The 16,117-nt window shown below is 37.0% G+C and carries 16 protein-coding genes; 12 read left to right on the top strand and 4 right to left on the bottom strand.

All coding sequences use genetic code 11. From position 1 onward, the window contains the following. The first annotated feature begins 32 nt into the window (after positions 1–32). From ZA05_RS14125 to ZA05_RS14115, 3 genes are all read left to right on the top strand, one after another. Positions 33–731, top strand: coding sequence for a lysoplasmalogenase (locus ZA05_RS14125; RefSeq protein ID WP_053992328.1), 699 nt, complete (start codon positions 33–35; stop codon positions 729–731). A 133-nt stretch (positions 732–864) separates the two neighbouring features. After that, entirely contained in the window at positions 865–1,359 is a 495-nt protein-coding gene (locus ZA05_RS14120; RefSeq protein ID WP_053992327.1) for an RNA polymerase sigma factor, read from the top strand. 5 nt (positions 1,360–1,364) lie between these two features. Beyond that, positions 1,365–2,006: a hypothetical protein gene (locus ZA05_RS14115; RefSeq protein ID WP_053992326.1), complete on the top strand. Its 642-nt coding sequence runs from the start codon at positions 1,365–1,367 to the stop codon at positions 2,004–2,006. 14 nt (positions 2,007–2,020) lie between these two features. Here the strand turns inward: ZA05_RS14115 and ZA05_RS14110 are convergent, their stop codons facing one another. Next, on the bottom strand, positions 2,021–2,818 hold the full coding sequence (locus tag ZA05_RS14110; RefSeq protein WP_053992325.1) for a 1-acyl-sn-glycerol-3-phosphate acyltransferase: 798 nt from the start codon (positions 2,816–2,818) through the stop codon (positions 2,021–2,023). Positions 2,819–2,864: 46 nt separating this feature from the next. Then, positions 2,865–3,506 (bottom strand): CoA pyrophosphatase, encoded by a 642-nt coding sequence (locus tag ZA05_RS14105; protein WP_053992324.1) that lies wholly within the window; start codon positions 3,504–3,506, stop codon positions 2,865–2,867. Positions 3,507–3,563: 57 nt separating this feature from the next. On the opposite strand from ZA05_RS14105, the gene ZA05_RS14100 reads away from it, so the two are divergent. Continuing rightward, the gene (locus tag ZA05_RS14100) at positions 3,564–4,298 is read left to right on the top strand and encodes a peptidylprolyl isomerase (RefSeq protein WP_053992323.1); all 735 of its coding nucleotides are present in this window, start codon (positions 3,564–3,566) and stop codon (positions 4,296–4,298) included. Positions 4,299–4,392: 94 nt separating this feature from the next. Beyond that, a complete protein-coding gene (locus ZA05_RS14095) occupies positions 4,393–6,555 on the top strand; it encodes a M3 family metallopeptidase (protein WP_053992322.1) in 2,163 nt (720 codons plus the stop codon). 69 nt (positions 6,556–6,624) lie between these two features. On the opposite strand, the gene ZA05_RS14090 is transcribed toward ZA05_RS14095, so the two are convergent. Further along, on the bottom strand, positions 6,625–7,230 hold the full coding sequence (locus ZA05_RS14090) for a trimeric intracellular cation channel family protein (RefSeq protein WP_053992321.1): 606 nt from the start codon (positions 7,228–7,230) through the stop codon (positions 6,625–6,627). Beyond that, on the bottom strand, positions 7,230–7,946 hold the full coding sequence (locus ZA05_RS14085; RefSeq protein WP_053992320.1) for an RDD family protein: 717 nt from the start codon (positions 7,944–7,946) through the stop codon (positions 7,230–7,232). Before ZA05_RS14085 ends, ZA05_RS14090 begins: the two co-directional genes overlap by 1 nt. A gap of 32 nt (positions 7,947–7,978) precedes the next feature. On the opposite strand from ZA05_RS14085, the gene ZA05_RS14080 reads away from it, so the two are divergent. From ZA05_RS14080 to ZA05_RS14050, 7 genes are read left to right on the top strand one after another with little or no spacing between them, the layout of a single operon-like run. Then, on the top strand, positions 7,979–8,953 hold the full coding sequence (locus ZA05_RS14080; RefSeq protein WP_053992319.1) for a stage II sporulation protein M: 975 nt from the start codon (positions 7,979–7,981) through the stop codon (positions 8,951–8,953). Then, positions 8,953–9,828, top strand: coding sequence for a hypothetical protein (locus ZA05_RS14075; protein ID WP_053992318.1), 876 nt, complete (start codon positions 8,953–8,955; stop codon positions 9,826–9,828). The genes ZA05_RS14080 and ZA05_RS14075 overlap by 1 nt, the downstream gene beginning before the upstream one ends. Then, on the top strand, positions 9,829–10,578 hold the full coding sequence (locus ZA05_RS14070) for a DUF4129 domain-containing protein (RefSeq protein ID WP_053992317.1): 750 nt from the start codon (positions 9,829–9,831) through the stop codon (positions 10,576–10,578). It abuts the gene before it with no gap. Beyond that, positions 10,575–11,795: a DUF4350 domain-containing protein gene (locus tag ZA05_RS14065; protein ID WP_053992316.1), complete on the top strand. Its 1,221-nt coding sequence runs from the start codon at positions 10,575–10,577 to the stop codon at positions 11,793–11,795. Before ZA05_RS14070 ends, ZA05_RS14065 begins: the two co-directional genes overlap by 4 nt. Before the next feature lie 24 nt (positions 11,796–11,819). After that, a complete protein-coding gene (locus tag ZA05_RS14060) occupies positions 11,820–12,821 on the top strand; it encodes a MoxR family ATPase (protein WP_053992315.1) in 1,002 nt (333 codons plus the stop codon). A 3-nt stretch (positions 12,822–12,824) separates the two neighbouring features. After that, a complete protein-coding gene (locus tag ZA05_RS14055; protein ID WP_053992314.1) occupies positions 12,825–14,156 on the top strand; it encodes a DUF58 domain-containing protein in 1,332 nt (443 codons plus the stop codon). Between the two features lie 31 nt (positions 14,157–14,187). Beyond that, entirely contained in the window at positions 14,188–16,113 is a 1,926-nt protein-coding gene (locus tag ZA05_RS14050; protein ID WP_053992313.1) for a transglutaminase family protein, read from the top strand. Positions 16,114–16,117: the final 4 nt, after the last annotated feature.

Here is a 16,117-nt window from a genome sequence, read left to right as displayed (position 1 = left end):
TTAGGTTACCCTTAAACGAATACATCTCATTAATGCTTACCAAAACAGAAAAGTCCTTTAGCCTCATCTACTTCATTATTGTCCTAGCCGAACTGGTTTTTGGAAATTCTGAACGCCTATATACTTTGCATTATGTAAGTAAACCTGCCATTTTAACAACCTTGATCATCTTTTTTGTAGCCAGAAGCAATCATCTCAACAAAACATTGCGCTTAATGACCTTATTCGCCCTTTTGTTTTCGCTTTTGGGAGATATTGAGCTTATGTACGCCCATAGGGACGAGCTTTATTTTATCTTTGGCCTTGTTGCTTTTTTGGCTTCCCATGTTATGTATACCCTGGTGTTCTTAAAAAATCGGGATCCCGAAAAAAAACCACTCCCCTTTATTGGGATCCTTCTGCTTTTTGCCTTTGGATTGTTATTTGTGATTTATGAAGGTTTAGGTAGTTTAACCGTAGCCGTTATTGCCTATATGTTGGTGATTTTAACCATGGTCACAAGTGCTTACCTAAGAAAAGAAACTGGAACGCGGAACAGCTATTACCTAGTGTTTTCCGGAGCCTTGTTATTTATGCTTTCCGATAGTATTTTGGCCATCGACAAATTTCACGAACCATTGCCTTATTCCCATATCAGCATAATGTTTACTTATGCATTGGCACAGTATTGTATTATTCTAGGACTTCTAAAATCGAGGGATAAAAGTAAAATTCTTCAGAAAGCAGCCTAACTTTTAATCCGTTAGTTTTCAGAAGCAAAAACCAAATACATGTTAAAAATTTGAAAATTTTCATTACAAAAAGCACTCAAAGTGTAACATCTTTACATTAACAACTACAAATAGGCAGCTAACTACTAAAAACTTGGATAAAGAACTAGAACATAGTTTTGTAAAACTACTTGAAGAGCACCAAAATATTGTGCACAAGGTGTGTAGGCTATATACCAACAGCAGGGATGCCCACAATGATTTGTTTCAGGAAATTACAATTCAACTATGGAAAGCCTATCCTAAATTTAGGGGTGATGCTAAGTTTAGTACCTGGATGTACCGCGTGGGGTTAAATACCGCCATTACCCTGTACAGAAAGTCTAAACGTAGAATTGCCACACAGGAGTTTGATGCCGTTCAATTTAAAATAAAATCTGAAGAGTACGACGATACCGAAGAACAACAGCTTAAACTCCTATACAATGCGGTTTACCAGTTGAACGACATTGAGAAAGCTTTGGTGTTTTTGTACTTAGAAGACAAAAACTACAAAGAAATAAGTGAGACCTTAGGGATTACAGAAGTGAATGCACGCGTGAAAATGAATCGGGTGAAAACGAAATTAAAAACCATCTTAAATCCGTAAGCCATATGGATGAATTAGAATTATTAAAGAAAGACTGGAATAAAAGCGGGACTACCTATCCCAAATTATCCTACAACGACATTTACAAGATGATCCTTAAAAAATCTTCTTCTATCGTTAAATGGATCTTTATTCTCAGTATGCTGGAATTTGTGTTCTGGCTGGGGATTTCATTTTTATTGAAAGACTCCAAAAATCTAAAATCCTTCAATGAATTGGATGGAAGCTATCTTTTGATTCCCCTGAGCGTCATTGGATATGTAGTATTGGCCTACTTCTTCTTTTTGTTCTACAAAAACTACCGGAAAATTTCGGTTACCGACAGTGCAAAACAACTTATGGAGAACATCCTGAAGACCAGAAGAACAGTTAAACAATACGTTGCCTTCAACTTAATTTACATGTTAATTTCCAGCTTTGTGTTGCTCTTTATAGAATTTGACCAGAACCAAGATTTAATCGCCAAGGTACAGGAAGCTTCTGCCAACGGTCACCTTTTAATGTTCTACACCAAAGTTATCCTTACTTTTACAGTGGTATTTGGATTGGTCATCTTAATTCTTTTGGGCTTTTATTGGTTGGTTTATGGAATTTTACTGCGCAAGCTCAATAGAAATTACCACGAACTTAAAAAACTGGAAATCTAAAAAACCTAAGCCTTTTAATATTCCCTCTGCTTATTGAGCTCTTCCAACTCCATAAGTTCTTTTTGAGAGATTACCTTTAAAAATGAAGGATGCTGTTCTATGGCATACTCTATTTTTTCAACAATCTCTGCTACTGAATCATTGTCGTAATCAATTTCTAAAGGTTCCTTAATTTCAAAAGATTGAAGTACATTTTTCTTTTTTACCCGTAGTCCCTTTTTGTCAAACGAACGTCTGAACCCGTCAATCACAATAGGCACAACCACTGGTCTGTATTTTTTAATGATATGTGCCGTTCCTTTTCGAATGGGTTTAAAAGGTGTCGTGGTTCCTTGAGGAAAGGTAATTACCCAACCATCATCCAAGGCCTTCCCTATATTGGAAATGTCACTCATTTTTACTTGGCGCTTCACATCTTTACCTTCTGCCCTCCATGTGCGCTCAATACTTACAGACCCCACATAAGCTAAGATTTTAGGCAACAATCCAGCTTTCATTGTCTCTTTGGCGGCTACGTAATAAATATTCAATTTAGGGTTCCATAAATACCCCACATTTTTAATGGAATCTATACGTCCACTTAAACTGGCGTTAAACACATGGAACATTGCCACCACATCGGCAAAATAGGTTTGATGATTAGAAATAAATAGAACATTTCTGTCGGGAAGGTTCTTAATAATCTCAGAACCTTCTATTTGAAGCTCATTAAAGCCTCTAAAACGCCTATGGGTAATAGCCCCCAAGATGCGTATTAACCATTTCTTAATAAACAATATATGTCCAAAAGGATTTTTTTTAAACAATCCCATACCCTTCAATTTTTTACAAAGCTACAAAAGTAACAAAACTATAATTTTATGTAGCCTGTTTTAACAAGTCTTTTAACTCACTAAGCATCATAGCAGTAGCTCCCCAAACAATATGATTGTTCAATTTATAGGCCGGAACTTCTATGTTCATTTTGTAAGAAGTGTTCACTACAGCGCTAGTTAGACAACCATCATCGATAAAATGTCCAAAAGGAACTTCAATGACATCTTCTACTTCATCTTCCTGTTTGATAAACCTAGGAGTTTTGTTGGTAACTCCCAAAAATGGGTGTACGGTAAAGTTACTGGGCGGAATATATAAGCGGGTTAAGGGCTTTATCACACTGATATCTGTCTTGGGCACCCCTATTTCTTCATAGGTTTCCCGTAAAGCTGTGACCTCCAGATCGCGGTCCTCATTTTCATAGCGACCACCTGGAAATCCCACTTGGGCCGAATGGACACCTCTATATGTTTTTCTTAAAATGAGTACCAGCTTGGTGTATAATTTTTCATCTGGGTAAAACAAGGCCATAACACCGGCATTTTTGGAATGCTTCATAGCCTGCTCCTGTTGCTTCATCAATTCTAAACGGAACGGAGGCGACATTTTAATCTGCGAGGCTTCTCCCGGAAGTGGCAGATTTTTTATTTTTGAAACCAATTTAATGAATGCATCAAATTCCATACCCCAAATTATTTGCCCTATCACTTAGGAAATTAACAAATCCATAAATATACACAGATGTCCAAAATTTTTAAGACTCTAAAAACAACTTTACTGATATTGCTTTCTTTTTCTGTCCTTATCAATTGTGAAGGTACGCAATCCAAGAAAAAAAACACAACTTCCAAGACAGATTCCCCTGCCGTAAGCTTGGAGAAACCTATTGCAAAGGACACTATTACTACGCCTAAGCGAAAATTCCCACGACTAACAGATGATAATGTCATGGAATTCTTTTTGGAATACGAACAAGAACACAAAGAAAATAAGGTACGTATCACAACGGACTTTGGAGAAATTGATATTTTATTGTTTGACGAAACAAAATTTCATCGTGCCAATTTTATATACCTCACCAAGCAACACTATTTTGACAATACCCAATTTTATAGGGTAGTCAACAATTTCATCATACAAGGCGGTAGTTCCGATGATTACGAAATCACAAAAAAAAGAAGCAAAATTGGCAAATACCTATTACCACCAGACACCAAAAAAGGCTTTAAACACGACCGCGGAGTGGTAAGTATGCCAAGTAGTGAAATTGAAAACGCCTATAAATTAGCCTCGCCTTACGAATTTTTCATCGTTCAAAAGCAAGGGGGCGCCCATCATTTGGATGGTGCTTACACCGCTTTTGGAAAAGTCATTAAAGGCATGGACGTGGTGGATAAAATTTCGGCTCAAAAAACAGATAAAGCTGAATGGCCTCTTCACAACATTTATATAAGAAAAGTAGAAATTATCGATTAAAACCACACTACACGCTAAGGTTTTAACGAAAAATTCACGCAAAATTCAACAGAGATTTAATACCTTCGAGGCCGTTAATAAAAACTAATTCTAAATGAAACAAAAAAATATCACTAAACACATCCAAGCTTTTGGATTATGTGCTTTAGTTGCATTTACTTCTTGCAAAGATGTCCCTAACCAAACTGAAGACATTGCTATGGCAGACAATACCGAAAACATTTTACTACAAGAATGGACAGGGCCTTACGGAGGTGTTCCTGCCTTTGATAAAATGAAGGTAACCGATATCAAACAAGCCATGGAAACGGCTATGGAATCACACCTTCAAGAAATTGAAAAAATTGCCAACAATCCAGAACCGGCTACCTTTGAAAATACCATTGTAGCCATGGAAAGCTCTGGAAAAACCTTGGATCGTGTGTATGCCTATTACGGCATTATGAGCAGTAACGTATCAACTCCAGAATTTAGAACCATTCAAGCTGAATTGGCGCCAAAACTGTCCGAGTACAGCTCTAAGATTTCACAAAACGAAAAGTTATTCCAACGCATCAAAACAGTTTACGGCGCCTCTCAAACAATACCTTTGGAAGCAGATCAACAACGTGTCGTTGACTTGACTTTCAAAAGTTTTGAGATGAAGGGTGCCAACCTTGATGCTGAGAAAAAAGCCCGTTATGCTGAAATCGACAAGGAATTATCTAGCCTTTACAACAAGTTTTCAGATAACTTATTACACGACGAAGAAAACTATGTAACCTACCTTAACAAAGAGCAATTAGGAGGGCTTTCAGAAGGTTTTATCAAATCTGCAGCTAAAATTGCTGCCGATAAAGGTCACGAAGGTGAATATGCTATCACCAACACCCGTTCTTCAATGGATCCGTTCCTTACCTATTCTACCGAGCGTGAATTGCGCAAGCAGGTTTGGACCAACTACTATGCTAGAGGAGACAACGGCGATGAATATGACAACAACGCTTTAATTGCCCAAATTTTGAAACTTCGTAAAGAGCGTGTTGGACTAATGGGTTACGACAACTATGCACAATGGCGTTTACAAGACCGTATGGCTAAAAATCCTGAAAATGCAATGGATTTAATGATGGCAGTTTGGCCAGCGGCTATTGGTAGAGTTGCCGAAGAAGTTGCTGACATGCAAGCTATTGCCGATGCTAATGGGGACAACATTACAATCGAGCCTTGGGATTACAGATACTACGCAGAAAAAGTGCGTCAGAAGAAATATGACTTAGACAGTGACGAAGTAAAACAATACTTGCAATTGGATAAATTAACCCAAGCATTATTCTATGTTGCAGGAGAATTGTTCAACTATGAATTTACACCTGTTAAAGAAGGAAGTGTTCCTGTATTCCACGAAGATGTAAAAGTTTGGGAAGTAACCGATAAAGATTCAGGAAAATTAGTAGGGCTTTGGTACTTGGATCCTTATGCCCGTGAAGGAAAACGTTCAGGTGCTTGGGCTACTACCTATAGAAGCTATACGTCTTTTGAAGGAGAGAAAACGGTATTGGCTTCCAACAACTCTAACTTCGTAAAACCTGCTCCAGGTGAAGCTGTTCTGGTATCTTGGGATGATGCTAACACCTTCTTCCACGAATTTGGTCACGCGTTGCACTTCTTCTCTGCCAACGTAAAATATCCAACATTGAACAGCGGTGTTAGAGATTATACTGAATTCCAATCACAATTATTGGAGCGTTGGTTATCTACAGACAAAGTAATCAACCAGTTTTTGGTGCACTACAAAACAGGAGAGCCTATTCCTGCTGAATTGGTAGCTAAAATCAAAAAAGCTGCTACCTTCAACCAAGGATTTGCAACTACAGAATATTTGGCATCTGCGTTAATCGACATGAAATTGCACTTGGCAGATCCAACTAACATCGATATCGACAAATTTGAGCGTGAAACTTTAGCTGAATTGAACATGCCTAAGGAATTGCCAATGCGTCACAGAACACCACAATTTGGTCACGTATTCTCTGGAGAAGGATATGCCACTGCCTACTACGGATATATGTGGGCCGATGTATTGACAAGTGATGCTTCTGAAGCCTTTGCTGAGGCTCCAGGAGGATTCTACGATAAAGAAGTTGCCGCTAAATTGGTAAAATACTTATTCGCTCCAAGAAACGCCATGGACCCAGCTGAAGCTTATCGCTTATTTAGAGGTCGTGATGCTAAAATTGAAGCATTGATGAGAGACCGCGGGTTTCCAGTTCAATAAGTAAAAACTTCATTATAGAAAAAGAAAACCACGCTAGAAGCGTGGTTTTTTTATGTTAATAATTGATGTTTATTCTCTATATAAACTCGGCAAACTAATCTTAAACCTAACAGCCAAAAGCCTGATGACAATGACCACTACTGCTGCAATAACAAAAATGAAATTCTCAGCAATAGGCAGTTCTCTTAACACAAAATAGGTGCTTCCTCCCAAAATACAGGCCGTTGCATAGATTTCTTTTCTAAAGATGACAGGAATCTCATTACACAGAATATCTCGAATCACCCCTCCAAAACAGGCAGTCATTGTTCCTAAAGCAATACATATTAAAGGATGTAGAGAAGCTACCAATCCCTTCTCAATGCCAACAACCGTGTAAAGACCAATCCCAATGGTATCGAACAACAATAAAGAAGTTCTTAGGTAGTTGAGTTTACTTTTAAACAAAACCGCAAATAAGGTGGCTCCAAAAATAACATACACATAGGTCATATTGGTCATCCAAGCAACCGGTGTTTGTCCAATCAACACATCCCGAAGGGTCCCTCCACCTACCGCCGTTACAAAGGCAATGATGAAAACTCCAAAAGGATCCATCTTTTTGCTCAGTGCCACCAAAACTCCCGAAATGGCAAAAGCAATAGTTCCCAGTATATCAATGATTTGAAAAAACATTACATCTGTTGTGTGTAGTAATTGTAGTCCTTAATCACAGTATCTACAAAATCTATTGGCTTTTCCTTGGGTTCAATGCCAATCACTTTAACAATTTGGTCATGCAACATCACAATAACATTGTGCTGTCCATTTCTCTTGGCGTCTTGATATAAGCCTTTTATGGTTTGCATATCGCTATCCTTAAACAAGGTTACCTGGGCATATGTAGGCACATAATCAGTAGGTAAATCCTTTAGAACCATATCATTTACAGAAACCAGATCCTTTTCACTAATTACTGTAGTTCCCGCCGCCATATCACCTAAACGCTGCCCATTTCCTTTGAATAAAATAGTCAATATGGCTACTCCTCCACTTGAAAGACTTACATCAATAATCCTTAAAATCCACCTCACAAAATAATTGGCAAAAGTTGGCTTAGACCCATCCAATTTTACCACTCTAATTTTTAATGCAGACTTTCCAATGGTTTGCCCATTCCAAAAAGCTTCCAACAATAAATAATACAAAAAAGCAGGTAGCGTAATCAACAAATACAAGGCCCATTGATCTCCCATGCCCAAATCCAAAGCCCCCAAAAGCATGAACGACAATATTATATAACACCCTACAACCAAAGAGTCCAACAAATATGCCAATATCCTATCTCCAATACCGGCAACATTTTGATGGATGCCTACATTTTGCGCAGTTTCTATTTGAAATTTTTCCATATTTTCTTTTCTTTGAAAGCAAATAGCTACTTATGCGTGAAGCTGCTTTCGCCAAGCAAAATAAAAATAAATGGTTACAATTTGAAAACATTCTTTCAAATAAAACAACGGTAAACCCAAACGAGCTTTCCGATCTCTATATTGAAATTACCGACCATTTAAGCTACGTAAAAACTTTTTATCCCAACAGCAATACCGAACGCTATTTAAACCAACTGGCATCCAAGGCCCATTTAAAGATTTACACTACTAAAAAGGAATCCAAAAACAGACTTATTTCTTTTTTCAAAACCGAATTTCCAACACAGTTCTATCATCATCAACGAGAATTACTTATTGCATTTTTGGTATTTGCACTTTTTTGTATCGTTGGAGCCTATTCGGCGGCCCATGAAGGAGACTTTGTAAGAGCGATTCTAGGCGACGGCTATGTAAACATGACGCTTGAAAACATAGAAAACAACGACCCTATGGCCGTTTACAAAAAGATGGGAGAAGTGAATATGTTTTTAGGAATTACTATAAACAATATCAAGGTAGCATTGATGGCCTTCGTCTACGGAATTCTATTTGGTGTGGGCTCCCTATTCGTCATGATGCAAAACGGCATTATGTTGGGAAGCTTTCAATATTTCTTTTACGACAAGGGATTGTTTTGGGAATCGGCTAGAACCATTTGGATTCATGGAACCTTTGAAATTTCTGTCATCATCATTGCCGGCTGCTCCGGTTTAGTAGTTGGAAATGGTATCCTATTCCCTGGCACATACACCCGATTGGAATCTTTTAAACGAGGTATTGTCAACGGACTAAAAATATTGCTCAGCACCATTCCATTTTTTGTGGTGGCAGGCTTTTTGGAAGGTTTTGTAACCCGTCACACCGAAATGCCCGATTGGCTTGCCATATTCATCATTGGCAGCTCTCTATCTTGTATCGTATTTTATTACATAATATATCCTAATCAATTACATAAAAAACTAACCAAAACCCTTACCCCAAACTAATGAAATCCTTTATAGAATTTAAACAACAGCGTGAATTTGGAGCCATCTTAACTGATACTTTTGCCTACTTTAGAATGGAATTCAAACCTCTATTTAAGTCTATTTTAAAAATTGCCGGTCCTTACATTGCATTTTTTTTGGTGACACTTATTTTTTATGTCTATACCGTAGGTGAAATATTTTTTTCTTTTGACTTAGGAAAAGGGTTTAATTCCCAAAGTTTTATGTTATCACGGTTAGCCAATTTCTTGTATATGATTGGTGCTATTTTGGCGTATACTGTAACCACATCAACCGTTCTACACTATATTAAATCCTATATAAACAATAATGGAAAAACTGACATTTTAGAGATCAAACAAAATGTCAAACAAAGCTTTTGGAAATTTTTAGGACTAATACTTTTAAAGGGGCTCACTTTAATTATCGCTACAATGCTTTGCTGCGTACCTATATTTTACTTTATTGTTCCCATGGCAATGGTACTTCCGATATTAGTTTTTCGACAAATGAATACTGGTGACTCATACAGTTATGGGTTTACCTTAATAAAAGATGAATTTTGGATTACTTTGGCAACCTTGATTGTACTTATGATTATAGTAATACTAGCATCGTTTGTTTTCGCAATACCAATGGCAATTTATATGTGGATTAAAATGGGGGTTTTTAGTGGAGCCATAGACCCTGCCGATATGACCTCGTTTGTAGACCCTATATATATTTTTTTAAGTGTTTTAAGTTCCCTCTTTCAATATTGTCTTAACATATTGATTACTATTGGAACAGCCTTTCTGTATTTCAATTTAAACGAACGCAAAAATCTTACAGGAACCATAGCAAGAATTAAAGCTATTGGAAACACAGAGGAATAAATGCGGCTTCAATATTTCATAGCAACATTCCTATTTTTGATAGCTCCTTTGGTCAATGCCCAGCAGGACTCATTGACTGTTCGCACTGACGACAGTCCTTTAACTGTGAAGCATATCAGTGCCGAAGACCTAGTAAAATATAGTGAAGATAGCGATTTCAGTTATGTTGAAACTCCCGAAGAAGAGAATGCAGTTGGTGACTTTTTACAAAGCATCCAATCATTCTTTATCGACATGCTTAGATCTATTTTAGAAGCTATTTTTGGTGTTGGTCAAGCCACAGGGATTCTAAACTTCATACTGCAAGCATTTCCTTATCTAGTTTTTGCTACGATTGTTTTTTTATTCTCGAAATTCTTTTTAAAAGTCAAATCAAATAACATTATTTCGGGGCAGTCCAACCCGCCTACCGTCAAGTTTTCGGAGGATGAACATATCATTAAAAATGAAGACATTCAAGTCTTGATACAAAAAGCCATTTCCCAGAACAATTATAGATTGGCCATCAGATACCACTATTTGCAATCCCTAAAAAACCTTTCGGAACAACAAATCATTGATTGGAAACAACAAAAAACCAATGAAGATTATATCAAGGAAATCTCGCAAGATCAGTTAAAAAATGAATTCACAACCATTACCCGAATCTATGACTATGTCTGGTATGGAGAATTCCCTATAGATGACATAAAATTTGGAACCCTAAGTACCGTTTTTGAAAAACTTAACCTAAGCCTTAAAACCAATTGAATAAGAAAGGAAAAATATATATCGTCTTAGCGGTTTTTACTTTGTTGAGTATTGTGGCACTGGAAGCTACAAAACCCAAAGAGCTCAATTGGTTCCCATCCTATGCCAAACACCATAAAATTCCGTTGGGCACCTACGTGTTTTATGAACAATTGGAGAGGTTATTTTCAGAATCCCAACTTATCAATGTCGACAGACCTCCGTTTGAATATTTAGAAAACACTCCTGACTCCATTGGCTCCTACGTTTTTATAAACAATGAGATTAATTTTGGCCAAAGTGAGTTGGATAGACTATTGGATTGGACTTCCAAGGGCAACACGCTTTTTGTGGCAGCTTCTGTTTTGGAACAACAATTATTAGACACCCTAAAATTAGAAACTTCCCATTTAAGCCAATTTGATGGTTTTGGATTTGACTATGAATTACAGCTAAAAAATAAAGTACTTGACACGAGCAAAGTAAGCTTCAATAATGAAGACGCCAAAGGACTTTTAGCTTACTTCAGCAGTATTGATACTTTAAACTCGAAGATTGTAGGCGTTATCGGGAAAATGAATAGTTCAGATTCGCTAAGCGTTGCCCACCCAAATATCATCAAAACCCCTTTTGGAGAAGGGACCGTTATTGTAAGCTTATTTCCACAGGCCTTTACCAATTATTTTATGCTTACCCCTCCCAACCAACAATATACCGCCGGTTTGATGTCGTATCTAAATGAGGAACAGCCCATTTACTTGGATGAATATTATAAATCTGGTAAAATATTTTACAGCTCCCCTTTGTATCTCATGCTTAACAACAAGCATTTAAAATGGGCCTATTACATCATGCTTATCGGTGTTCTATTCTATATTGTTTTTGAAAGCAAACGCAAGCAAAGAGCTATTCCTATAGTAACACCATTACGCAACCAAACCCTTGATTTTACAAGGACAATTGCCAATATGTATTTTGAAAAGGGCAACCATCATGATATTGCGTTGCATAAAATTCAGCATTTTATGGATTACATTCGCACCCAACTTTACTTGTCTACCGAAACCGTCAATACTGAATTCATCAATAACCTGGCGGCAAGAAGTAACAACAGTATCGAAGCCACCAAAACCTTATTCAACACCATCGAAAGCATATCCAACACTCCTAACATAACCGCCACGGAATTGGAAACACTAAACAACTCAATTGAAACTTTTAAATCCAAACATGCCTAAGGTGCATGCTTAAAATATTGTAATATGGATGAACAGATAACACCACAACAGGACAATTTGGAATTCAATAACCGCATTCCCCTAGAGGACCTTAAAAATGCAGTAGAACAAATTAAAGCGGAACTACGAAAAGTCATTGTTGGTCAGGACCAATTTGTAGAATTACTTATCGTAGCCCTTTTGGCTGATGGTCATGCCCTTATTGAAGGAGTTCCGGGAATTGCAAAAACGGTTACGGCAAAACTATTTGCCAAGGTGTTGAAAACAGATTTCAACAGAATTCAGTTCACCCCAGATTTAATGCCGAGTGACGTATTGGGAACTTCTGTACTCAACATGAAAAACTCCGATTTTGAATTTAAAAAAGGGCCTATTTTTTCAAACATTGTCTTGATAGACGAAATCAACAGAGCCCCAGCCAAAACACAGGCAGCCCTATTTGAAACCATGGAGGAAAGACAGGCATCCATAGACGGTACCACTTATAAATTTGAAGCCCCTTTTATGGTTTTGGCCACGCAGAACCCAATTGAGCAGGAAGGTACCTATGCCCTTCCCGAGGCACAATTGGACCGTTTTCTGTTCAAAATAAAAGTGGATTACCCATCTTTGGAGGAAGAAATTAAAATTTTGGAAACGCATCACCAACGTCAAGGCAAACAACCACAAACGTTGATTTCTCCAATCTTGGATGCTGAACAATTGGCCGCCTTTAAAGAAAAAACACAAGCCATTTTGGTAGAGGAAAAGATCATAAAATATATTGCTGAATTGGTGTCTAAAACCAGAAATCATCCTCATTTATATTTGGGAGGTTCTCCAAGAGCGTCCATTGCAATTTTGAATACTGCCAAAGCCTTTGCAGCGATTAGTGGTAGAGATTTTGTTATTCCTGAAGACGTTAAAAAGGCCATTGCTCCCGTATTAAACCACAGAATCATTTTAACTCCAGAACGTGAAATGGAAGGCATGACTACAGAACAGGTCATCGATATGGTTGTACAATCTGTTGAAGTGCCTAGATAAGCCATGAAGTTTATTAAATCCCTATACATTCACAGTCGCTTTTTTGTCTACATGGCACTTGTCAGCCTATGCTTCTTGGCATCCTATTGGCTTACTGCTTTATATGCTCTAGCTTGGGCCATGGTTTTGACACTTGGTATTCTGTTTGTCATGGATTTAATATTGCTATATCGCTTTAAAAATGCTATCGAAGGAAGGCGTCTGCTACCCGAAAAATTTTCAAATAGCGATGAAAATGAGGTTCCTATTACCATTTCCAACAAATATCCCTTTAAAACATTTATCCAAGTGATAGATGAACTTCCTGTGCAATTTCAAAAACGGGATTTTTCATATACATCTATTTTAGCTCCAAACGCTACCCATAATTTCAATTATTCAGTTCGTCCGGTGGAACGCGGTGAATATGTGTTTGGTCAATTGAATGTTTTTGCGTCTACGGCCCTTAAAATTGTTAAACGGAAATATCAATTTCAGAACGAGCAAATGGTATCAGTCTATCCGTCGTTCATTCAAATGCAGAAATACGACTTTTTAGCTATTGGCAATAAATTGACTGAATTTGGTCTGAAAAAAATAAGACGTATTGGGCATACTTTGGAATTTGAACAAATAAAGGAATATGTTCCCGGTGATGATTTTAGAACCATCAACTGGAAAGCTACCGCCAAAAGGGCCCAATTGATGGCTAATCAATACCAAGACGAAAAATCGCAGCCCATCTACTCTATTATCGATACGGGTCGTGTTATGAAAATGCCTTTCAATGAACTGAAACTATTGGATTACTCTATCAATTCTACTTTAGCTTTTAGCAATGTTGCTTTAAAAAAACATGACAAGGTAGGACTTATGACCTTTTCAAAAAACATCGAAACCCTCTTGCCGGCCAACCAAAAGTTGACCTATCTCAACAGGATTTTGGAGACGCTATACAATGTCAATACTCAATTTACCGATAGTGATTATAGCCTGCTTTATGCCCAAATAAAACGAAAAATCACCCATAGAAGTTTACTACTGCTATATACCAATTTTGAACATATCAGTGCCTTGAAACGGCAATTGCCTTTTCTTCAGGCTATTTCCAAAACACATATGTTGGTGGTCATTTTCTTTGAAAACACCGAATTAGAATCACTTATTAACACAGATGCCGAAGATTTACAAAGCATCTACCATAAAACCATTGCGGAGAAATTTTCCTATGAAAAACGTTTAATGGTTAAAGAACTGAACAAACATGGCATCCAAACCATATTGACTGCTCCAGAAAACCTAACTATAAATACCATTAACAAATACCTCGAAATAAAAGCTCGAGGGCTCCTATAAATTACTATAACCAATAATTGACCAACTATTTATGAAAAATAAGCTACTACCACTTTTAAGTCTTGTTACCCTATTGGGGTTCAGTCAGAAAAAATTCGACCCAACTCCTGAGCACATCACGCAAGCAAAAGAATTAAGAGAACAGTTCAGCGAAGAAGATGTAATTCTTTTAAATACTAAAGATTATATCACCTTTAATGTCGATAAGCGTAACAGTTTGATAACCGTCGAATATTCAGAAGAACAGCAAATGATGAATATTGGTGACCGTGCAGACATCCAGAAGTACGATTTTTACAATGATCAAGTAGAGATTCTGGAGTTTTACCTTAGTTATAGAAACCGAGATTACGCCCCACTACAAAACTACCGAGAATCGTATACTAGCAACGATCTATTCCACAATGACTCTAAGGTTATTTATACTAATGTAGATTTTCCCGTTCAAGGTTATCAGTACTTTTTTCAAGAAAAGAAACACTACAAAGACATAAAATACTTTACCTCTATTCAATTTACCGATGAATATCCAATCCTAGAAAAGGAAGTAAAGATTAGAGTTCCCCAATGGTTGGAAATTGAGTTCAAGGAAATGAATTTTGAAGGTTTCGACATTAGCAAAAAAGAAACTAGAGATGAAAAGACGGAGGACAAAATCATCACTTATACCGTAAAAAATCTTGAAGGCCACTATGATGAAAAAATGATGCCTGGACCAAGTTATATTTATCCTCATATTTTAGTCCTCCCAAAATCCTTTACTTATAAGAATGAAAACCATAAACTTTTTGCAGAAACAGCCGATCTATATGCTTGGTATGCTTCCTTAATCGATCAAATGGAGGACAATCCTGCTGAATTTAAAAGTAAAGTAGAAGAGCTAACCGCCAATGCCAGTACTGATGAAGAAAAAATCAAAAATATCTATTACTGGGTTCAGGATAACATAAGATACATAGCATTTGAAGATGGTATCGCAGGATTTAAACCAGACGACTCCCAAAATGTTTTCAACAAACGTTATGGAGATTGTAAAGGAATGGCCAACCTAATCAAACAAATGCTTGTCGAAGCTGGTTTTGATGTGCGCCTTACTTGGATAGGCACCAAGCACATTGCCTATGACTATTCTACTCCCTCCCTATCTGTAGACAATCACATGATTTGCACCCTCTTTAAAGATGGAAAGAAAATCTTTTTAGATGGAACCGAAAAATACAATCCTTTTGGCGAATATGCAGAGCGCATTCAAGGCAAACAAGCTTTGATTGAGGATGGCGACAATTATATATTGGAACCCGTTCCTGTATCGTCTGCCTCCAACAATGCTTCTTCCTTTGTTTATAATGCTAAAATACTTGATGAAGTGATTACGGGAACTGTTCAGAGGAATTTTAAAGGAGAAAGTAGATCTTCATTCCTTTATCATTTCAACAATTTAATGAATGATAAAAAGGACGAAGCGCTAACCTATTATTTGGATGATGGCGATAAAAACATCAAAGTCGAAAATATCAATACTTCCGATTTAGAAAATAGAGAGGCCGATGTAAAAATAGACTATAACCTAACCCTTAAAAATGCAATCTCAAGCTTTGATGGCATTATATATCTTGACCTCGATCCTAATAAAGAATTTGCAAATTACGAACTAGAAGACCGCAAGATTGACTTGGTGTTTAATTATAAATCTCATTATGATTTTCAAATGAACCTGGAAATTCCTACAGGGTACACCATAGAGCATTTACCTGAAAATATTGAAGTAGACAATGAAGATTTTACCATAAAGGTGAATTTGCAACTAAACGGAAACAAATTGCAATACAATAAACTATTTGTGATTAAAAATGCACAAATTAAACAGGCCAACTTTCAACTTTGGAATGATACTATAAAGCAACTTAATGGTATCTATAACGAACAATTAACTTTAACCAAACCTAATAACAACTAACCTA

It is taken from the genome of Mangrovimonas sp. TPBH4, from assembly GCF_001280505.1.
GTDB lineage: Bacteria > Bacteroidota > Bacteroidia > Flavobacteriales > Flavobacteriaceae > Mangrovimonas_A.
The sequence above is the reverse complement of the archived record's forward strand: the minus strand, read 5'-3'. Positions and strand labels throughout refer to the sequence as shown.

Coding starts and splice junctions, on each gene's coding strand:
- ZA05_RS14125 (WP_053992328.1), top strand. CDS start 33: ATGCTTACCAAAACAGAAAAGTCCTTTAGCCTCATCTACTTCATTATT.
- ZA05_RS14115 (WP_053992326.1), top strand. CDS start 1,365: ATGGATGAATTAGAATTATTAAAGAAAGACTGGAATAAAAGCGGGACT.
- ZA05_RS14110 (WP_053992325.1), bottom strand. CDS start 2,818: ATGGGATTGTTTAAAAAAAATCCTTTTGGACATATATTGTTTATTAAG.
- ZA05_RS14105 (WP_053992324.1), bottom strand. CDS start 3,506: ATGGAATTTGATGCATTCATTAAATTGGTTTCAAAAATAAAAAATCTG.
- ZA05_RS14100 (WP_053992323.1), top strand. CDS start 3,564: ATGTCCAAAATTTTTAAGACTCTAAAAACAACTTTACTGATATTGCTT.
- ZA05_RS14095 (WP_053992322.1), top strand. CDS start 4,393: ATGAAACAAAAAAATATCACTAAACACATCCAAGCTTTTGGATTATGT.
- ZA05_RS14090 (WP_053992321.1), bottom strand. CDS start 7,230: ATGTTTTTTCAAATCATTGATATACTGGGAACTATTGCTTTTGCCATT.
- ZA05_RS14085 (WP_053992320.1), bottom strand. CDS start 7,946: ATGGAAAAATTTCAAATAGAAACTGCGCAAAATGTAGGCATCCATCAA.
- ZA05_RS14080 (WP_053992319.1), top strand. CDS start 7,979: ATGCGTGAAGCTGCTTTCGCCAAGCAAAATAAAAATAAATGGTTACAA.
- ZA05_RS14075 (WP_053992318.1), top strand. CDS start 8,953: ATGAAATCCTTTATAGAATTTAAACAACAGCGTGAATTTGGAGCCATC.
- ZA05_RS14070 (WP_053992317.1), top strand. CDS start 9,829: ATGCGGCTTCAATATTTCATAGCAACATTCCTATTTTTGATAGCTCCT.
- ZA05_RS14060 (WP_053992315.1), top strand. CDS start 11,820: ATGGATGAACAGATAACACCACAACAGGACAATTTGGAATTCAATAAC.
- ZA05_RS14055 (WP_053992314.1), top strand. CDS start 12,825: ATGAAGTTTATTAAATCCCTATACATTCACAGTCGCTTTTTTGTCTAC.
- ZA05_RS14050 (WP_053992313.1), top strand. CDS start 14,188: ATGAAAAATAAGCTACTACCACTTTTAAGTCTTGTTACCCTATTGGGG.